At 57.4% G+C, this 18876-nt stretch carries 13 protein-coding genes and 5 tRNA genes; 14 read left to right on the forward strand and 4 right to left on the reverse strand.

Translation table 11 applies throughout. The features are described 5' to 3' along the window. Positions 1 to 157: 157 nt before the first annotated feature. Positions 158 to 1012, reverse strand: coding sequence for a bifunctional methylenetetrahydrofolate dehydrogenase/methenyltetrahydrofolate cyclohydrolase FolD (folD, locus tag FHW68_RS05135; RefSeq protein WP_095633953.1), 855 nt, complete (start codon positions 1010 to 1012; stop codon positions 158 to 160). A 275-nt stretch (positions 1013 to 1287) separates the two neighbouring features. Here folD and FHW68_RS05140 point away from each other — a divergent pair. From FHW68_RS05140 to FHW68_RS05195, 12 genes are all read left to right on the forward strand, one after another. Beyond that, a tRNA-Arg gene (locus tag FHW68_RS05140) sits at positions 1288 to 1364 on the forward strand. Positions 1365 to 1396: 32 nt separating this feature from the next. Then, positions 1397 to 1472: transfer RNA gene (locus FHW68_RS05145), tRNA-His, on the forward strand. 57 nt (positions 1473 to 1529) lie between these two features. Beyond that, positions 1530 to 1614, forward strand: a tRNA-Leu gene (locus FHW68_RS05150). Positions 1615 to 1692: 78 nt separating this feature from the next. After that, a tRNA-His gene (locus FHW68_RS05155) sits at positions 1693 to 1768 on the forward strand. A gap of 383 nt (positions 1769 to 2151) precedes the next feature. Then, a complete protein-coding gene (gene tig / locus FHW68_RS05160) occupies positions 2152 to 3462 on the forward strand; it encodes a trigger factor (protein WP_183679153.1) in 1311 nt (436 codons plus the stop codon). Positions 3463 to 3555: 93 nt separating this feature from the next. Continuing rightward, positions 3556 to 4191 carry an ATP-dependent Clp endopeptidase proteolytic subunit ClpP gene (gene clpP, locus FHW68_RS05165; RefSeq protein WP_007901795.1) on the forward strand — a complete coding sequence of 212 codons (636 nt, stop codon included), beginning with the start codon at positions 3556 to 3558 and terminating at the stop codon, positions 4189 to 4191. 112 nt (positions 4192 to 4303) lie between these two features. Then, positions 4304 to 5587 (forward strand): ATP-dependent Clp protease ATP-binding subunit ClpX, encoded by a 1284-nt coding sequence (gene clpX, locus FHW68_RS05170; protein ID WP_008048848.1) that lies wholly within the window; start codon positions 4304 to 4306, stop codon positions 5585 to 5587. 257 nt (positions 5588 to 5844) lie between these two features. After that, the gene (lon, locus tag FHW68_RS05175) at positions 5845 to 8241 is read left to right on the forward strand and encodes an endopeptidase La (protein WP_095631615.1); all 2397 of its coding nucleotides are present in this window, start codon (positions 5845 to 5847) and stop codon (positions 8239 to 8241) included. A gap of 147 nt (positions 8242 to 8388) precedes the next feature. Further along, the gene (locus FHW68_RS05180; protein ID WP_002552737.1) at positions 8389 to 8661 is read left to right on the forward strand and encodes an HU family DNA-binding protein; all 273 of its coding nucleotides are present in this window, start codon (positions 8389 to 8391) and stop codon (positions 8659 to 8661) included. Positions 8662 to 8714: 53 nt separating this feature from the next. After that, a tRNA-Asp gene (locus FHW68_RS05185) sits at positions 8715 to 8791 on the forward strand. A 102-nt stretch (positions 8792 to 8893) separates the two neighbouring features. Next, positions 8894 to 10765 (forward strand): SurA N-terminal domain-containing protein, encoded by a 1872-nt coding sequence (locus FHW68_RS05190; protein WP_183679155.1) that lies wholly within the window; start codon positions 8894 to 8896, stop codon positions 10763 to 10765. Positions 10766 to 10998: 233 nt separating this feature from the next. Continuing rightward, positions 10999 to 11877 carry a DUF2242 domain-containing protein gene (locus tag FHW68_RS05195; protein WP_095631613.1) on the forward strand — a complete coding sequence of 293 codons (879 nt, stop codon included), beginning with the start codon at positions 10999 to 11001 and terminating at the stop codon, positions 11875 to 11877. Between the two features lie 424 nt (positions 11878 to 12301). On the opposite strand, the gene FHW68_RS05200 is transcribed toward FHW68_RS05195, so the two are convergent. Both FHW68_RS05200 and FHW68_RS05205 read right to left on the reverse strand, forming a co-directional pair. Continuing rightward, positions 12302 to 13342 (reverse strand): AraC family transcriptional regulator, encoded by a 1041-nt coding sequence (locus FHW68_RS05200; RefSeq protein WP_183679157.1) that lies wholly within the window; start codon positions 13340 to 13342, stop codon positions 12302 to 12304. Between the two features lie 3 nt (positions 13343 to 13345). Further along, positions 13346 to 14476, reverse strand: coding sequence for a nitrilase-related carbon-nitrogen hydrolase (locus FHW68_RS05205; RefSeq protein ID WP_183679159.1), 1131 nt, complete (start codon positions 14474 to 14476; stop codon positions 13346 to 13348). A gap of 209 nt (positions 14477 to 14685) precedes the next feature. Here FHW68_RS05205 and FHW68_RS05210 point away from each other — a divergent pair, with 209 nt between their 5' ends. Both FHW68_RS05210 and FHW68_RS05215 read left to right on the forward strand, forming a co-directional pair. Beyond that, positions 14686 to 16725 carry an FAD-dependent oxidoreductase gene (locus tag FHW68_RS05210; protein ID WP_183679161.1) on the forward strand — a complete coding sequence of 680 codons (2040 nt, stop codon included), beginning with the start codon at positions 14686 to 14688 and terminating at the stop codon, positions 16723 to 16725. A 172-nt stretch (positions 16726 to 16897) separates the two neighbouring features. Further along, a complete protein-coding gene (locus FHW68_RS05215) occupies positions 16898 to 17812 on the forward strand; it encodes a 1-aminocyclopropane-1-carboxylate deaminase/D-cysteine desulfhydrase (protein WP_183679163.1) in 915 nt (304 codons plus the stop codon). A gap of 115 nt (positions 17813 to 17927) precedes the next feature. On the opposite strand, the gene phnX is transcribed toward FHW68_RS05215, so the two are convergent. Then, complete coding sequence (phnX, locus tag FHW68_RS05220; RefSeq protein WP_095631607.1) at positions 17928 to 18755, reverse strand: phosphonoacetaldehyde hydrolase; 828 nt, start codon at positions 18753 to 18755, stop codon at positions 17928 to 17930. Positions 18756 to 18876 lie beyond the last annotated feature (121 nt).

The following is an 18876-nucleotide window of genomic DNA, read 5'->3' on the forward strand; positions in this document are numbered from 1 at the left end:
CTGAAGAACTGTCGATGGTTGTTCGATGTTCGATGAAAGTGCCTGGGCGCCCGATAAAAACGGTTTTTTCCGGCGGATGGTCGAGTTTTTTCTGCAGGCAAAAAGAACCCCGCGACTGGCGGGGTTCCTTTATGCGGCGTTGCAAGCCAGGGTGAACTCAGCCGTGCAGCGTTTCCGCGGCGTACAGCGTGTTTTCCAGCAGGCAGGCGCGGGTCATCGGGCCAACGCCACCCGGCACCGGAGTGATCCAGCCGGCGCGGGGCAGGGCGGTTTCATAGATCACGTCACCGACCAGCTTGCCGTCTTCCTGGCGATTGATGCCGACGTCGATCACGATCGCGCCTTCCTTGATCCACTCACCTTTGACCAGGCCCGGCTTGCCAGCGGCCACTACCACCAGGTCGGCGCGACCGACATGGCCCGCCAGGTCTTTGGTGAAACGGTGGGTAACGGTCACGGTGCAACCGGCCAGTAGCAGTTCCATTGCCATCGGACGGCCAACAATGTTGGACGCCCCGACAATGACCGCGTCCATCCCGTACAGATCGGCACCGGTGCTTTCCAGCAGCGTCATGATGCCTTTTGGTGTGCACGGACGCAGCAGCGGAATACGTTGGGCCAGACGGCCGACGTTATAAGGGTGGAAACCGTCGACATCCTTGTCAGGACGAATGCGCTCCAGCAATTTGGAGGCGTCCAGATGCTCGGGTAGGGGCAGCTGAAGCAGAACGCCGTCAATTGCCGGGTCCTCGTTCAGGCGATCGATCAGATCGGCCAGTGCTTCTTGAGTGGTTTCGGCAGGCAGGTCATAGGCTTGGGAAAGGAAGCCGACCTCTTCACAGTCTTTACGCTTGTGCGAGACATAAACCTGAGAGGCAGGATCGCTGCCGACCAGGATCACCGCGAGGCCTGGCGTGCGCAGACCTTGCTGGCGACGCTCGGCGACTCGTTTGGCGATCTGCTGGCGCAGGCTGGCGGCGATCGATTTGCCGTCGATTAGTTGTGCAGTCATTGCGCGTGATTAACCATCGAGAGGGGAAAAAAAGAGAGCGCATTCTCGCATGTCATGAGGTGAGGGCAAAGGCGCTTGGTCTGCAAATTCCCCTAACTCCTTTAATTAAATGAATTTTTTTTAAAAAGGATTTGACGACCTCCGGGGGGCTCTATACTATTCGTCGCACTTGTCGGGCACAGCCTAGCACTGGTTGAGAAGGTCGAGCGGAGTTACGCTTCCGCAAGACTGTAAAGCACTTAGTTTGTAGTCCTTCAAGGGTACAGATTAACAAGGCGCCCGTAGCTCAGCTGGATAGAGCATCCGCCTTCTAAGCGGATGGTCGCAGGTTCGAGTCCTGCCGGGTGCGCCATTAGGCAGCTTTGGCACAAGTAGCGCGATATGGTGGGCGTAGCTCAGTTGGTAGAGCACGGGATTGTGACTCCCGTTGTCGTGGGTTCGATCCCCATCGTCCACCCCATATTTCGAAAGGCGCCAGATTAACAATCTGGCGCCTTTGCTTTAACAGCTTCAATCCGCGGATGTGGTGGAATTGGTAGACACACTGGATTTAGGTTCCAGCGCCGCAAGGCGTAAGAGTTCGAGTCTCTTCATCCGCACCAAATAAAGCTTCACTCTTGCCAGTCGGCTTGGTTGGGGCTCAGCAAAGAAGTTGTTTGGCTTCTTTGTCACGCAATATGGTGGGCGTAGCTCAGTTGGTAGAGCACGGGATTGTGACTCCCGTTGTCGTGGGTTCGATCCCCATCGTCCACCCCATATTTCGAAAGGCGCCAGATTTAACAGTCTGGCGCCTTTTTTGTTTCAGTGGTTTGAGTATTGGCGGCTGCAGGTTGTGGTTCATCGTATTTATATTTCTCGATGATGCTCGATTTGCCCGCCGATCCCCTTCGCAGGGGCGACTGTCAGGGATGTATTGCCGAATGCTTCTATATATAGAAGGATGGGGGCAGAGCCCTGGCATGACTGGCTGTATTTGCTAACAAGGCGAGGCACAACCGTTTGTCCCCGCCTATAAATTGCCTGCTGCTTTTTTACCCGTTTTCAGTAGGGTGACTTCTTGAGTTTGACCCACTAGAATGCATGCCCTTGATTCTGGGGTCGGAAACGGCCGGCTAACGTCTGTGCAACGAGGAATATCCATGCAAGTTTCTGTTGAAAATACTACTGCTCTTGAGCGCCGCATGAGCGTCACCGTGCCGGCTGAGCGCATCGAGAGCCAGGTCAACAAGCGTCTGCAGCAGACCGCCCAAAAGGCCAAGATTGCTGGCTTCCGTCCAGGCAAAGTGCCAATGAGCGAAATCAAGCGCCGTTTCGGTGCTGACGCTCGCCAGGAAGCTGTAGGCGACGTGATCCAGTCTTCTTTCTACGAAGCTGTGGTTGAGCAGAAGCTGAACCCGGCTGGTCAGCCTTCGATCGAGCCTAAATCCCTGGAAGCAGGCAAGGACCTGGAATACGTCGCTACTTTCGAAGTATTCCCTGAGTTCACCGTTGCCGGTTTCGAAGGCATCACTGTCGAGCGCCTGAGCGCTGACGTGGCAGACGCCGATCTGGACAAGATGCTGGAAATCCTGCGCAAGCAGAACACTCGTTTCGAAGTTGCCGATCGCGCTGCCCAGAACGAAGATCAACTGAACATCGATTTCGTCGGCAAAGTCGACGGTGAAGTGTTCGCTGGCGGTTCCGCCAAAGGCACCCAGCTGGTACTGGGTTCCGGTCGCATGATTTCTGGCTTCGAAGACGGTCTGGTTGGCGCTAAAGCCGGCGAAGAGCGCGTTCTGAACCTGACCTTCCCTGAGGACTATCAGAACCTCGACCTGGCAGGCAAAGCCGCTGAGTTCACTGTAACCGTGAACACCGTTTCCGAGCCTAAACTGCCAGAGCTGACCGAAGAATTCTTCGCTCAATTCGGCATCAAGGAAACCGGTCTGGAAGGCTTCCGCACCGAAGTTCGCAAGAACATGGAGCGCGAACTGCGTCAGGCGATCAAATCCAAGGTCAAGAATCAGGTTATGGACGGTCTGCTGGCCACCAACCCGATCGAAGTGCCAAAGGCTCTGCTGTCCAATGAAGTTGACCGTCTGCGCGTGCAGGCTGTTCAGCAGTTCGGCGGCAACATCAAGCCTGACCAACTGCCGGCCGAGCTGTTCGAAGAGCAAGCCAAGCGCCGTGTTGTGCTGGGTCTGATCGTGGCTGAAGTGGTCAAGCAATTCGACCTCAAGCCTGATGAAGCCCGCGTTCGCGAGATGATCCAGGAAATGGCTTCGGCTTATCAGGAGCCTGAGCAAGTTGTGTCTTGGTACTACAAGAATGACCAGCAACTGAACGAAGTTCGTTCGGTTGTGCTGGAAGAGCAAGTTGTGGATACTGTTCTGCAGAAAGCTAGCGTGACCGACAAATCGGTCTCTTACGAAGAAGCGGTCAAGCCGGTAGAAGCTCCACAAGCCGACTGATTGTTTTTGCGGTAAGAAGCACACACCATAAGCCAGCTCTCGAGCTGGCTTATGCGTATTCAAGACATAACTATTTGGGAGTGACTGCAGAGCATGTTCCGTAATTCGTATATTCAGCAGAACTCTGATATCCAGGCCGCAGGCGGCCTGGTCCCGATGGTTGTCGAGCAATCTGCTCGTGGCGAACGCGCCTATGACATCTACTCGCGCCTTCTCAAGGAGCGAGTGATCTTTCTGGTTGGTCCGGTAGAGGACTACATGGCCAACCTGATCTGTGCGCAACTGCTGTTCCTTGAAGCGGAAAACCCGGACAAGGACATCCATCTCTATATCAATTCGCCGGGCGGTTCGGTGACGGCAGGCATGTCGATCTATGACACCATGCAGTTCATCAAGCCAAACGTGTCGACCACCTGTATTGGTCAAGCGTGCAGCATGGGCGCGTTTCTACTGACGGCCGGTGCCCAGGGCAAGCGTTATTGCCTGCCGAACTCGCGTGTGATGATTCACCAGCCACTGGGTGGTTTCCAGGGCCAGGCCTCGGATATCGAAATCCATGCCAAGGAAATCCTCTTCATTCGTGAGCGTCTCAACACGCTGATGGCCAAGCATAGCGGGCGCACGCTTGAAGAAATCGAGCGCGATACCAACCGCGATAATTTCATGAGTGCAGAAGCCGCGCGTGAATACGGGTTGATCGATGAAGTGATCAATCAGCGCCCCGCTTAAATTAAGCAGCTCAAAATAAGGTGGGTCGGCAGGTCCGATCACCTGCGGGCTTGAAAAAGCCCGCAATAGCCTTCATCTTGTGTTGCAAGCCTATCGGATTTGGATCGAACGAATGACTGACACCCGCAACGGCGAGGACAACGGCAAGCTGCTCTATTGCTCCTTCTGTGGCAAAAGCCAGCATGAAGTACGCAAATTGATTGCCGGCCCCTCGGTCTTTATCTGCGACGAGTGCGTCGACCTGTGCAATGACATCATCCGTGAGGAGGTGCAGGAAGCCCAGGCCGAAAGCAGCGCGCATAAATTGCCTTCGCCTAAAGAAATCAGCGGCATCCTTGATCAGTACGTGATTGGTCAGGAGCGTGCGAAAAAGGTTCTGGCCGTAGCGGTGTACAACCACTACAAGCGTTTGAACCAGCGTGACAAAAAAAATGACGACGTCGAACTCGGCAAAAGCAACATCTTGCTGATCGGCCCGACAGGCTCGGGTAAAACCCTGCTTGCCGAAACACTGGCCCGCTTGCTGAACGTTCCGTTCACCATCGCCGACGCAACCACCCTCACCGAGGCGGGTTATGTCGGTGAAGATGTCGAGAACATCATTCAGAAGCTGCTGCAGAAGTGCGATTACGATGTAGAAAAAGCCCAGATGGGCATCGTCTATATCGATGAAATTGACAAGATCTCGCGCAAGTCTGACAACCCGTCGATCACCCGGGACGTTTCCGGTGAAGGCGTGCAACAGGCCCTGCTCAAGTTGATCGAAGGTACGGTTGCCTCTGTTCCGCCTCAGGGCGGTCGCAAGCATCCGCAGCAGGAATTCCTTCAGGTCGACACCCGTAACATCCTGTTCATCTGCGGTGGTGCGTTCTCTGGTCTGGAAAAGGTTATTCAAAACCGTTCCACCAAGGGTGGCATTGGTTTCAACGCGGAAGTGCGCAGCAAGGAAGAAGGCAAGAAAGTCGGTGAATCCCTGCGTGAAGTCGAGCCTGACGATCTGGTCAAGTTCGGTCTGATCCCGGAGTTTGTCGGTCGTCTGCCGGTGCTTGCCACGCTGGACGAGCTTGATGAGGCTGCGTTGATGCAGATTCTCACCGAGCCGAAAAATGCACTGACCAAGCAGTATGCCAAGCTGTTCGAGATGGAAGGTGTAGACCTGGAGTTCCGGACTGACGCGCTGAAATCGGTCGCCAAACGTGCCCTGGAACGCAAAACCGGTGCCCGTGGTCTGCGTTCGATTCTCGAAGGTGTATTGCTCGACACTATGTATGAAATCCCCTCGCAGTCCGAGGTGAGTAAAGTAGTGATCGATGAAAGCGTTATAGAAGGCAAGTCCAAGCCACTGTATATCTACGAAAACAGTGAGCCGACTGCCAAGGCAGCGCCGGACGCCTGAGCGTCACACTGCTGAAATAAAGAAGGGGCCTTCGGGCCCCTTTGTTATTGTGGGAGCTGGCTTGTCGGATCGCCGCCCGCTGCGAAGGCGACAGGGCCACCGAACCTGATTTTTTTGGACCATGCAGGCGCTAACGTAAGCAGCGATCTTTAAAGTGGTTTTTTTATCCGCTTGTTTTTTTTGAAAACAGCCCCCATCTTGGTTTCAAGCTTACTTCCATCTGTTTACGGCCTTATGGCCGCCGTAGAGGCGAAATCATGAAGACAACCATCGAATTGCCTCTCCTGCCATTGCGTGATGTCGTGGTTTATCCGCACATGGTAATCCCGCTGTTCGTGGGGCGCGAGAAATCCATCGAAGCCCTCGAGGCTGCGATGACGGGCGACAAGCAGATCCTTCTGCTGGCTCAGCGAAATCCTGCTGATGACGATCCCGGTGAAGAAGCACTTTATCGCGTAGGTACCATCGCTACTGTTCTGCAGCTGCTCAAGCTGCCTGACGGCACAGTCAAGGTTCTTGTCGAGGGCGAGCAGCGGGGCGCCGTGGAGCGCTTCAGCGAAGTCGACGGCCACTGCCGCGCCGAAGTCTCGCTGATCGACGAAGCGGACGCGCCTGAGCGCGAGTCGGAAGTGTTCGTCCGCAGCCTGTTGGCTCAATTCGAACAATATGTGCAGCTGGGCAAGAAAGTCCCCGCTGAAGTCCTGTCGTCGCTTAACAGCATCGACGAGCCAGGCCGCTTGGTCGATACCATGGCCGCGCACATGGCCCTGAAAATCGAGCAGAAGCAGGAAATTCTCGAAATCATCGATTTGTCCGCCCGGGTCGAGCACGTACTGGCGTTGCTGGATGCCGAGATCGATCTGCTGCAAGTCGAAAAACGCATTCGCGGCCGCGTTAAAAAGCAAATGGAGCGCAGCCAGCGCGAGTACTACTTGAATGAGCAGATGAAGGCCATTCAGAAAGAGCTGGGCGACAGCGACGAAGGCCACAACGAAATCGAGGAGCTGAAAAAGCGTATCGATGCCGCCGGCCTACCGAAAGACGCATTAGCCAAGGCTCAGGCCGAACTGAACAAGCTCAAGCAAATGTCGCCCATGTCCGCGGAAGCGACGGTGGTGCGTTCGTACATCGACTGGCTGGTTCAAGTGCCTTGGAAGGCCCAGAGCAAAGTGCGCCTGGACCTTGCCCGTGCCGAAGACATTCTCGATGCAGACCACTACGGTCTGGAAGAAGTCAAAGAGCGGATTCTCGAATACCTCGCCGTGCAGAAGCGGGTGAAGAAGATACGTGGTCCGGTGTTGTGCCTGGTCGGTCCTCCGGGGGTGGGTAAAACTTCCCTGGCGGAGTCGATTGCCCATGCCACCAACCGAAAATTCGTGCGCATGGCCCTCGGCGGTGTGCGCGATGAAGCTGAAATTCGCGGTCATCGCCGGACTTACATCGGTTCGATGCCAGGAAGATTGATTCAAAAGATGACAAAGGTGGGGGTCCGCAACCCGCTGTTCCTGCTCGATGAAATCGACAAAATGGGCAGTGACATGCGTGGCGATCCGGCATCGGCGTTGCTGGAAGTACTTGATCCCGAGCAGAACCACAACTTCAACGATCACTATCTGGAGGTCGATTACGACCTGTCTGATGTGATGTTCCTGTGCACCTCCAACTCCATGAACATCCCGCCTGCGCTGCTGGACCGGATGGAAGTGATTCGTCTGCCGGGCTACACCGAAGACGAGAAGATCAACATCGCTGTCAAATATCTTTCGCCGAAGCAGATTGCGGCCAACGGTCTGAAGAAAGGCGAGCTGGAATTCGACGCCGAAGCGATCCGCGACATCATCCGCTACTACACCCGCGAAGCTGGTGTACGTGGGCTGGAGCGCCAGATTGCCAAGGTCTGCCGCAAGGCAGTCAAAGAGCATGCAATGGAAAAACGCTTCTCGGTGAAAGTCACTGCCGACATGCTCGAACACTTCCTGGGCGTGCGCAAATTCCGTTACGGTCTGGCTGAATCGCAAGATCAGATCGGCCAGGTTACAGGCTTGGCATGGACGCAGGTCGGTGGCGAGTTGTTGACCATCGAAGCCGCGGTCGTGCCGGGCAAAGGCCAGCTGATCAAAACCGGTTCTCTGGGTGACGTGATGGTCGAATCGATCACTGCAGCACTGACCGTTGTTCGCAGTCGTGCGAAGAGCCTGGGGATTCCCCTGGACTTCCATGAGAAGCGCGACACTCACATTCATATGCCGGAAGGGGCAACGCCCAAAGATGGCCCTAGCGCCGGTGTGGGCATGTGCACGGCCCTGGTCTCTGCATTGACTGGCATTCCTGTGCGCGCAGATGTTGCCATGACCGGCGAAATTACCTTGCGTGGTCAGGTGCTGGCGATTGGTGGTTTGAAAGAAAAACTGCTGGCTGCTCACCGTGGCGGAATCAAGACAGTGATCATTCCTGAAGAGAACGTGCGCGATTTGAAGGAAATTCCTGACAATATCAAGCAAGATCTACAGATTAAACCCGTTAAATGGATTGACGAGGTCCTGCAAATTGCGCTGCAATACGCGCCGGAGCCCTTGCCGGATGTGGTTCCGGAGATCGTTGCAAAGGATGAAAAACGCGAGACTGACTCTAAGGAAAGAATTAGCACGCATTAGTACGCATTTGCCTGGGGGGCTTGTTGACAGTTTTTTAGAGCCCTTGTTATAAAGCGGCTCTTAAGTGTCTGTAGGCCATTCAGCACTCGTTTTTTGCTTTCACCAAAAACTTAGAATCAAACTCAAATAGATATAAGGGGACTTAGAGTGAACAAGTCGGAACTGATTGATGCTATCGCTGCATCCGCTGATATCCCGAAAGCTGCTGCTGGCCGTGCGCTGGACGCTGTAATCGAATCCGTCACTGGCGCTCTCAAGGCTGGCGACTCTGTTGTTCTGGTTGGTTTCGGTACCTTCTCCGTAACTGATCGTCCAGCTCGCATCGGTCGTAACCCACAGACTGGCAAGACGCTGGAAATCGCCGCCGCCAAAAAACCAGGTTTCAAAGCCGGTAAAGCACTGAAAGAAGCTGTCAACTAAGTTCGATTCAGGTTTTTGCCTATCCGGGTCGGGGTCATTCCTGACTTGGCAGCGGAGCGGTAGTTCAGTCGGTTAGAATACCGGCCTGTCACGCCGGGGGTCGCGGGTTCGAGTCCCGTCCGCTCCGCCAGTTACGAGAAGGCGCATCCTCGGATGCGCCTTTCTTCTATCCGGATTCTACCCACGCTCCACGGTTGCCTAATTTTGAAGTTCAACCGTTTCTGGGGGACGCATGCTGCAGAATATCAGGGACAATTCACAAGGCTGGATTGCCAAGACCATTATCGGGATCATCGTTGTACTGATGGCTTTCACCGGTATCGAGGCCATTTTCCAGGCGACGACCAACAGCCAGGACGCGGCCAAGGTCAATGGTGAAGAAATCAGTCAAAACGAGCTGAATCAGGCGGTTGATATGCAACGCCGTCAGCTCATGCAACAGCTTGGCAAGGATTTCGATGCTTCCTTGCTCGATGAAAAAATGCTGCGCGAGTCGGCCCTCAAAGGCCTGATCGATCGCAAACTGCTGCTGCAAGGCGCGGAAAAATCGAAATTCGCTTTCTCCGAAGCGGCTTTGGATCAGGTGATCCTGCAAACGCCTGAATTCCAGGTGGATGGCAAGTTCAACGCCGATCGCTTCGATCAGGTGATCCGTCAACTGGGCTATAGCCGTATGCAATTTCGCCAGATGCTGGCTCAGGAGATGCTGATCGGTCAGCTTCGCGCTGGCTTGGCCGGTAGCGGTTTTGTCACCGATGCACAGGTTCTGGCCTTCGCTCGTCTGGAAAAACAGACCCGCGATTTCGCCACCTTGAACGTCAAGGCGGATCCTGCGGCGGTGAAACTGACTGACGAAGAAGTCAAAGCCTACTACGACGAACACGCCAAGGAATTCATGACGCCGGATCAGGTGGTCATCGACTACCTCGAATTGAAGAAAGCCTCTTTCTTTGATCAGGTCAGCGTCAAGGACGAAGACCTGCAAGCGGCGTATCAGAAAGAAATCGCGAACCTGTCGGAGCAACGCCGGGCTGCGCATATTCTGGTCGAAGTGAACGATAAGGTGACCGAGGCGCAAGCCAAGGCCAAAATCGAAGAAGTGCAGGCGCGTCTGGCCAAAGGCGAGAAATTCGAGGCTCTGGCCAAGGAGTTCTCCCAGGATCCTGGTTCGGCGAACAATGGCGGTGACCTCGGTTATGCCGGTCCAGGCGTCTACGATCCAGCGTTCGAAAAAGCCCTGTATTCATTGGCCAAGGATCAGGTTTCGGAGCCGGTTCGTACTGACTTCGGTTTTCACCTGATCAAGCTGCTGGGCGTTGAAGCCCCTGAAGTCCCGACGTTTGCCAGCCTGAAAGACAAGCTGACCCGCGAGCTCAAGACCCAGCAGGTCGAGCAGCGTTTCGTCGAGGCGACCAAGCAATTGGAAGACTCGTCGTTCGAAGCCTCCGATCTGGCCCAGCCGGCACAAGACCTGAAGCTGACTGTCCTCACATCCGCGCCATTCGGCCGGGAAGGTGGCGAAGGTATTGCGGCCAACCGTGCCGTAGTGACCGCTGCGTTCAGTCCTGAAGTACTGGATGAAGGTGCCAACAGCACCGCCATCGAGCTGGACCCCGAAACGGTGATCGTGCTGCGCGTCAAGGAACACCGCAAGCCTGAGCAACTGCCGCTGGAAAGCGTGGCTGCCAGCATCCGTACGCAGTTGACCAAGGAGCATGCCAGTGCTGCCGCCAAGACCAAGGCTGATCAACTGATCGTCAGCCTGCGCGATGGCAAGACTGCACTGGACCAGGCGATCGAAGGCCAGAGCTGGAAAGTGACTCAAGCTGCGACTCGCGCTCAGGAAGGGATCGACCCAACCGTGCTGCAAGCGCTGTTCCGCATGCCCAAGCCTGTCTCCAAAGACAAGCCGACTTTCAGCAGCGTGACCTTGGCCGATGGTAGCCTGGTGATCGTGCGTCTGAATGCCGTGAACGAAGCTGCGGCGCCGACCGAAGAAGAGAAGGTCCAGTACCGTCGCTTCCTCGCCTCGCGCATTGGCCAGCAAGACTTCGCGGCTTACCGCAAGCTGTTGGAAAGCGAGGCTGAGATCAAGCGTTTCTGATGCTTGGCTGAGTTTCCTGCCACATGAAAAAACCCTGGCCTGACAGCCGGGGTTTTTTTATGGGCGAGGATCAAAGGGTCGCAGGCTGCGATTCTTGACCTCCGTGCGAACGGGACTTTTTCCTGTCAATGACAGTCAGTAGACTTGTAACTGTTTCAAGACACTAAACGGTGCGACGCTAAGCATCGATCTGTTGCACAATACGACCCGAACCGTTTGCCTCAGGATGTTCAATGTTTAGATCAATTCCCATGCGGGTTGTGGGGCTGGCCGTGGTGCTGGCCGCCGCTGCCGGTTGTTCATCAAAGAAAGCCGCCATCTACGAGCATGAGAACTTCGACGATTCCGGAACGTTTTCGCGCAATTACCCGGTGACCGATAAGCAAACCTGCGAGGCCGCCCGTCGGGCTTTGCTCAGCCAGGGTTACATCATCACCAGTAGCGATCCGAAGCTGGTCAGCGGTCACAAGAGTTTCCAGCAGACTGGCGATACCCACATGGAGATCAGCTTCAACGTGGTCTGTGCCGATGATGGCAGCGAGGGTCACCACTCGACCATGTTCGCTAACGCCCTGCAGGACCGTTATGCGTTGAAAAAGACCAACAACTCCGCCAGCCTCGGTGTTGGTGTGCTGGGCTCGGTATCGATGCCGATCGGCTCGTCCGACGACTCGATGGTCAAGGTCGCCAGTGAAACCGTGTCCTCGGCCAAGTTCTACGAGCGTTTCTTTGCCCTGGTCGAATTGTTCCTGCCGCCGGAAGCGAAGAAGGCGGCGCACATTACCGAGAAACCGAAGACTGATCTGGGTGTCCCTGAAGTCAAGGCAGCGCCGGCTCAGTCGGCACCGACCCCGGCGGCAGAACCGGCGCCTGCTCCTGCTCCTGCGCCGGCAGCTGAACCTGCTCCAGTGCCGGCAACTGAACCTGCACCTGCCGAAACCACTCCAGCCAGTTCAGAGCCTGTTGTGCCACCTGCTGAAACGGCGCCGATTACCCCGGTGCAAAGCAGCGACCCGACTTCGTCCATCGAAACAGTGGCTCCACCGGCGGATTCAAGCAACCTGCCAGCACCGACCGAGCCGATTTTGGCCCTGCCTGTCTCGGGTCAGTAAAGGACGATGTTACGGGTCGGGTCAGACGACGCCGATCCGGTAACAGTTCCAAGATTGATCCACATCAAATCGAGCTGTATTCCTACCGCTCGTATCGAAAAAATCCTGTGATAAATTCCTGACCACCTGCTACGTTTTATTGAGAGCGCCCTGGTGTCATGCCCGTGTCATTTTTCTTTCATGCGGGCACTTTATGCTCAGGGCACTGGTCATTTATTCAGACGATTTTTTCAGCAAGCGATGGGGGTTTAATAATGGACGATTATCAAGAAGAACTGCTCGAATACCAGGCGTACGAACTGGACCCGCTGGAGCCGGCCGAAGACGCTACCGAGCTTTAGAGGACGTTCTCAATGAGTGTCCCCGCCGCGCCGGGTCTGCTGTTGTGCAGGGCAGGCGTGAGAAGCGTGCACGCCCCCTAACCTTACTCGGACTGGCGATGACTGCGACGAAACTCGCCGGGGGTCTGGCCGTTCCAGCGTTTGAAAGCCCGTTGAAAGGCTTCCGCTGAGGCAAAACCCAGCAGGTAGGCGATTTCCCCGAACGCCAGTTCGGTGTCGCGGATGTAAGTCATGGCGAGGTCGCGGCGTGTGTCGTTGAGAATGGCGCGAAATTGCGTGCCTTCCTCGGCGAGTTTGCGACGCAAGGTCCAGGTCGGCAGCTTCAGGCGTGCCGCCACTTCTTCCAGGTCGGGTTCCCGACCCCCATTGAGCAACGGCCCCAGTAGCTGAGTGATGCGTTCGCGCAGGCTGCGGGTGCGTGTCAGTTGTTCCAGTTCCCGTTCACACAGTTGCAGCAGGTGCCGCCAGGTACTGGGGCAGTGCTGCGGATTTCGCTGGGCCAGGCTGTCCAGGTTCAGGCGCAGTTGATTCTGTTCGGCGCCAAACTGAATCGGACAATTCCCCAATACGGCGTAGGCCTCGCGGTAATCCGGTGCTTCAAACTCGATCTCGATCCGTTCAGCATGCAGCGGGGCAGGGCTTACGCTGGACAATTGATGCAACCAGCCGGCGATGATCGAATCCACTACGAAGCGGTTATAGGCGTTGTAGGGGGTGATCGAATAGAACCGCAACCAGGCGCCGTGGGCGTCTTCATGAAAGCTCGATTGGCCGCGATAGTTGGAGCCGTACAACGCTTCGAAACGAATCAGGCAGCGCGCTGCTTCTCGCACGGTGGGAGCCTGTGCGGCGGTGACTCCGGCCAGGCCAGCCTGGCTCAGGCGGCTCAGCTGGCCCATGCGCAAACCCAGTGCCGGGTCGTCAGTCAGCTGGATGGCCCCGTGACCCAGGCGCATGTAGCGGGGGATCGAGAGACGGGCGCCGGCCTCGGCCAGTCGCGCGGCGTCGAGGCCGTACTGTTCGAGCAGCGGTTGAGGGTCCAGTCCATGGCTGCGCACGGCGTCAGCCAGGCTATGGACGAAGCCTACCGACAAATCCCCGAGGCGCATCGGTTGTGGTTTCATCGCCTACAGCCAAAGGTTCAGCAAACGTGCGCCCCGGGCATTGCCGTCGGCAAACTGCTGCCCGTTGCTGCTGAGGAAGCTTTGACCGGCGCTGCCCTTGTCCCAGAACTGACCACGCAGGAACACGCTCATGCCGGCGATGGTCTGGCTGCCGGACGGTTGGGCAATCAGCGTCAACCGATGCCAGGCCTGAGCTTCACTGAGTTCGCCAGCCTTGAGGCTGACAGCGCTCGGTGCGGGCTGGCCTTTGTAACCGGGCCATGGTTGATCCCAGGACCCGCGCCCGACGACGAACGCCGGGACCGCTACCAGTTGGGCACTTTGATTGTCGAGTTTGCGATAGTTGTCCGGATACCAACTGTCACTGCCGATCAGCACGCCCAAGCGTCCGGCCGGTGTTTCGACGACGTTGATCGTGTGCTCGGAATTGGCTTCGACAGTGCCGTGCCCAGCGAAAGTCGGGTGCATTTGCCGCTGCGGCTGGCCGATCGGCAAACCGTCGCGACCGAACACGACGCTGCTGTTGTACAGGGCTCCGCGACCAATCTTCAGGGTGCCGTCGCTGACACTCGGTTCGGGTAGCACGATGGAACCGGCCACCAGGGTCACGTTGAATTCTTTCGCCAGGCCGCCGAACAGCGCCTGGTAATTCCTGGCCATTTTCCTGGCTTTCATCCGCAGGTGCGCGTCGTCGAGACGGTTGCCGCCCTCGGCACTGATCAGGGCGCGGAGGAACTGCAACGGGTTGCTCACCGCCAGCCAGTTCATCGCTTCCTTGAGCGTGGTGGCCTGGTACAACTCATCTTTTTCGCCACTGATCATCAGCCAGGTACCGATATGTTCGGGCAGTACGACGATGGTCTTTTCATTGAGCAAGCCCTGATCCTGAGCCTTCTGCAAGTAAGCTGCGAGCTTGCGGTGCAAGCGCTCGGGGCTTTGGTAGTCGGTGGGGAACAGCTCGGGCTGGATACCCAACAGGTTGCCGCGATTGGCGGGAGTGCCCTGATCGACCGCGAGACTGATGCGCAAATCAGACAGGTAATGACCCATCGGACGATCCGCGGCCCACATGGCGTAGGTCGTGAAGGCGGCGATCAACGCCATGGGGAGGGTCAGGTACAAAAATTTGCGCATGGGGAAACAGTCAGCGGCCGTGTACAGGGTTCGCGACTAGGGTAGGGCCCATGCCCGCGCTTGCCAAGGGGCGCTGCACATTTGGATCAATAAGTTGTCAGTTACGGTCATTGAGTGACAGCGGTGCGACTCTTAGTCTGTCGAACATGACTGATGGGAGCCGCAGAGTTCCTGCATTTTTTCCGTGATCGCTCGTTGTGGAGTTACCGATGGCCGCCGCTCATTACCCGCACCTGTTGGCCCCGCTGGACCTGGGTTTTACCACGTTGCGCAACCGCACCTTGATGGGCTCGATGCACACCGGCCTTGAGGAAAAGCCCGGCGGCTTCGAGCGTATGGCCGCCTACTTCGCCGAGCGTGCCCGTGGCGGCGTTGGCCTGATGGTCACCGGCGGTATCGGCCCGAACGATGAGGGCGGGGTTTACTCCGGCGCGGCCAAGCTGACCACCGAGGAAGAGGCGCTCAAGCACCGGATCGTCACCCGCGCGGTGCACGAGGCGGGCGGCAAGATCTGCATGCAGATTCTTCATGCCGGGCGTTATGCCTACAGCCCCAAACAAGTGGCTCCAAGCGCGATCCAGGCGCCGATCAATCCGTTCAAGCCTAAAGAGCTGGACGAGGAAGGCATCGAGAAACAGATCGGCGATTTCGTCACTTGCTCGACCCTGGCACAGAAAGCCGAGTATGACGGCGTCGAGATCATGGGCTCCGAAGGTTATTTCATTAATCAGTTTCTCGCGGCTCACACCAACCATCGCACTGACCGCTGGGGCGGCGCTTACGAAAACCGCATGCGCCTGCCGGTGGAAATCGTCCGTCGGGTGCGCGAAGCGGTCGGCCCGAATTTCATCATTATCTTCCGCCTGTCGATGCTCGACCTGGTGGAAGGGGGCAGCAGCTGGGAAGAGATCGTGCAATTGGCCAAGGCGATCGAGCAGGCCGGTGCGACGATCATCAACACCGGTATCGGCTGGCACGAAGCGCGGATTCCGACCATCGCCACCAAAGTGCCGCGTGCGGCGTTCAGCAAGGTCACGGCCAAACTGCGCGGTTCAGTGAACATTCCGCTGATCACCACCAACCGCATCAACACCCCGGAAGTCGCTGAACAGATCCTGGCCGACGGCGATGCCGACATGGTGTCCATGGCCAGGCCGTTCCTCGCCGACCCGGATTTCGTCAACAAAGCCGCGGCCGGTCGTGGCGATGAAATCAACACCTGCATCGGCTGCAACCAGGCATGCCTGGATCACACTTTTGGCGGCAAGTTGACCAGTTGCCTGGTGAACCCGCGGGCTTGTCATGAAACCGAACTCAATTATCTGCCGGTGCAGCAGATCAAGAAAATCGCTGTGGTCGGGGCCGGTCCCGCCGGTTTGTCTGCCGCCACTGTGGCCGCCGAACGTGGTCATCAGGTGACGTTATTCGATTCGGCCTGCGAAATCGGCGGCCAGTTCAACATCGCCAAGCGTGTGCCGGGCAAGGAAGAATTCTTCGAAACCCTGCGCTATTTCAACCGCAAGTTGCAGACCACCAACGTCGAGCTGTGCCTGAATACCCGTGTGGATGTGGCGAAGCTGGTCGAGGGCGGTTACGACGAGATCATCCTGGCGACCGGCATTGCGCCTCGGGTGCCGGCGATTCCGGGCGTCGAGCACACCAAGGTGCTGAGCTACCTGGACGTGATCCTGGAGCGAAAACCGGTGGGCAAACGCGTCGCGGTGATCGGCGCTGGCGGTATCGGTTTCGACGTGTCGGAGTTCCTTGTGCATCAGGGCGTGGCCACCAGTCAGGACCGGGAAGCGTTCTGGAAAGAGTGGGGCATCGACACACACCTTCAAGCGCGCGGCGGTGTTGCGGGGATCAAGGCTGAGCCCCATGCGCCGGCCCGTGAAGTGTTCCTGTTGCAACGCAAGACATCCAAGGTCGGCGACGGCTTGGGCAAAACCACTGGCTGGATTCACCGCACCGGCCTCAAGAACAAGCAGGTGCAGATGCTCAACAGCGTCGAGTACCTGAAGATCGACGATGAAGGCCTGCACATCCGCATCGGTGAAAGCGGCGAACCGCAGGTGCTGGCGGTGGATAACATCGTCATCTGCGCCGGGCAGGATCCATTGCGTGAATTGCAGGAAGGCCTGGTTGCGGCCGGGCAGAATGTGCATTTGATCGGTGGCGCGGATGTGGCGGCGGAGCTGGATGCCAAACGCGCGATCAATCAGGGTTCGCGGTTGGCGGCTGAGTTGTAATGGCGTAGGCAGGCTTAGCTTGCCAATGGCCTTCGCGGGCAAGCCTCGCTCCTACAGGTTTCGAGTTAAAGCACCATGGGGTGAGCAGCCTGAAGCTTGTAGGAGCGAGGCTTGCCGCGAAGGCGTCCTGTCTGCTGCTAAGATGCCGGCTCTTTACATCGAGCCGGCATCAATGCTTTCCCCACCAGACTGGCTACCCCAAGCCCCCCTCGAGCCCCTTCACCTCGACTGGCTCACCACTGCCGGCATCGACGTCGCGATCTTGCGTCTGGACCGGATCGACCCGCTGATCAGCGGCAACAAGTGGTTCAAACTCATTGAACACCTCAAAGCCGCCGACCGGGCGGGTGCCCAAGGCATCATCAGCCTGGGCGGGGCCCATTCCAACCATCTCCATGCATTGGCCGCAGCGGGCAAACGCTTCGGTTTCACCACGGTCGGCCTGCTGCGTGGGCATCCGCATGACACTGCGACGGTAAAGGACTTGCAGGCATTCGGCATGCACTTGCACTGGTTGGGTTATGGCGGTTATCGCGCGCGCCATGAACCGGGCTTCTGGCAGCCTTGGCGGGAGCAATACCCCCAGCTGCATCCAGTGCCGGAAGGTGGCGGCGGTTTGCCTGGGGCGAAGGGCTGCAGGCGGCTCAAGGAGATGGCCTGCGAGCAACTGAGTGCTTTGGGCTGGAGCCATTACGACGGCTGGTGGCTGGCCTGTGGAACGGGCACCACTCTGGCCGGCCTGGTGCTGGCCGAGGCGGGCGAACATCCGGTGTATGGCGCACTGGCGGTGCCTGACGATCATGGTGTGGCGCAGCAGGTCGAATCGATTCTGCACGAGGCGCAATTGTTGACGACGGCTTATGAATTGTTCGACACCAGCCGTGGTGGTTTTGCCAAAGTCGATCCGCTGTTACTCGAGTTCATCGCGCAAACTGAACAGGCCAGTGGCATTCCTCTCGAGCCGCTGTACACCGGCAAAGCGCTGCTGGCGCTCAAGCAACAAATCGAGGCCGGTAAATTTGCCCGGGGCACGCGCCTGATCTTCATCCACACCGGTGGCTTGCAGGGGCGCCGGGGGTTCAGTTGACACACCTTTGTGGTGAGGGGGCCTGAGACCGACGGGCTGTTCAATGCTCTGAATCACAAAAAAGCGCCAGTTCCGTCAAATGAGCTGGCGCTTTTTTGTGAGCAGAGCGATGCAATCAATTGGTTTGCGGCATCTCGCCGTTGGCCAGGCGCTTGTTGATGTCGGCAATTACCTGGGGCAAGTCGGTGATGGTGTCGATCATGTAGTGTGGCCGCGAGCCTTCGAACATCGCGTGAATGCGCTTGCGTTCGCTGGCCAGTTTATCGCTGCCCAGGGCGCGATAGCCTTCGTAGTCCAGGCCCAGCGCGTTGCCGGAACAGATCAACGCCACGGTCCACATGCCGGCGCGTCGCCCTTCGAGAATGCCCGGCACCGTGTCGTCGATCTTCACGCAGGCCGCGACGTCGTCGATGCCCAGGGCGATCACGTTGGCCAGTGCCTGAGCCGGCCAAGGGCGACCGTTGGGCACTTCGTCGGTGGCGACTACGTGATCGGCGACATAGCCGTTGGTGGCGGCCAGTTCGACGACTTTGTCCATGACCTGTTTCGGGTAGCCGGAGCATGAACCGATCTTGATCCCTTGCTGACGCAGGTTGGCGATGGTGTCCAGGGCGCCGGGAATCAGGGCCGAGTGTTCGGCGATTTTTTCGATCTGCAGCGGCATGAAGCGTTGATAGATGGCGGTGACGTCATCGTCGGTCGGGGTACGACCGAACACATTGCGGTAACGCTCGGCGACTTGCGGTTGATCGCACAGGGTACGAATGTGGTCCCACTTGCCCATGCCCATCGGCCCGCGAGCTTCTTCGATAGAGACCTGCACGTCGAACTCGGCAAAGGCTTCAACGAAAATCTGCGTCGGGGCGAAGGAACCGAAGTCGACCACGGTGCCGGCCCAGTCGAGGATGGCGGCCTGGAGTTTGGTTGGGTTGGTGTAGTTCATGTAAATGATCCCGTGTAGGAGCGAGGCTTGCCCGCGAAGAACGATAATTCGGTTTAACTGACGGACCGTGTCGTCTGCATTCGCGGGCAAGCCTCGCTCCTACAGAGGACGGTGGTGTGGT

The organism is Pseudomonas sp. Tn43 (genome assembly GCF_014192635.1).
GTDB lineage: Bacteria > Pseudomonadota > Gammaproteobacteria > Pseudomonadales > Pseudomonadaceae > Aquipseudomonas.

Coding starts and splice junctions, on each gene's coding strand:
- folD (WP_095633953.1), bottom strand. CDS start 1,012: ATGACTGCACAACTAATCGACGGCAAATCGATCGCCGCCAGCCTGCGC.
- tig (WP_183679153.1), top strand. CDS start 2,152: ATGCAAGTTTCTGTTGAAAATACTACTGCTCTTGAGCGCCGCATGAGC.
- clpP (WP_007901795.1), top strand. CDS start 3,556: ATGTTCCGTAATTCGTATATTCAGCAGAACTCTGATATCCAGGCCGCA.
- clpX (WP_008048848.1), top strand. CDS start 4,304: ATGACTGACACCCGCAACGGCGAGGACAACGGCAAGCTGCTCTATTGC.
- lon (WP_095631615.1), top strand. CDS start 5,845: ATGAAGACAACCATCGAATTGCCTCTCCTGCCATTGCGTGATGTCGTG.
- FHW68_RS05190 (WP_183679155.1), top strand. CDS start 8,894: ATGCTGCAGAATATCAGGGACAATTCACAAGGCTGGATTGCCAAGACC.
- FHW68_RS05195 (WP_095631613.1), top strand. CDS start 10,999: ATGTTTAGATCAATTCCCATGCGGGTTGTGGGGCTGGCCGTGGTGCTG.
- FHW68_RS05200 (WP_183679157.1), bottom strand. CDS start 13,342: ATGAAACCACAACCGATGCGCCTCGGGGATTTGTCGGTAGGCTTCGTC.
- FHW68_RS05205 (WP_183679159.1), bottom strand. CDS start 14,476: ATGCGCAAATTTTTGTACCTGACCCTCCCCATGGCGTTGATCGCCGCC.
- FHW68_RS05210 (WP_183679161.1), top strand. CDS start 14,686: ATGGCCGCCGCTCATTACCCGCACCTGTTGGCCCCGCTGGACCTGGGT.
- FHW68_RS05215 (WP_183679163.1), top strand. CDS start 16,898: ATGCTTTCCCCACCAGACTGGCTACCCCAAGCCCCCCTCGAGCCCCTT.
- phnX (WP_095631607.1), bottom strand. CDS start 18,755: ATGAACTACACCAACCCAACCAAACTCCAGGCCGCCATCCTCGACTGG.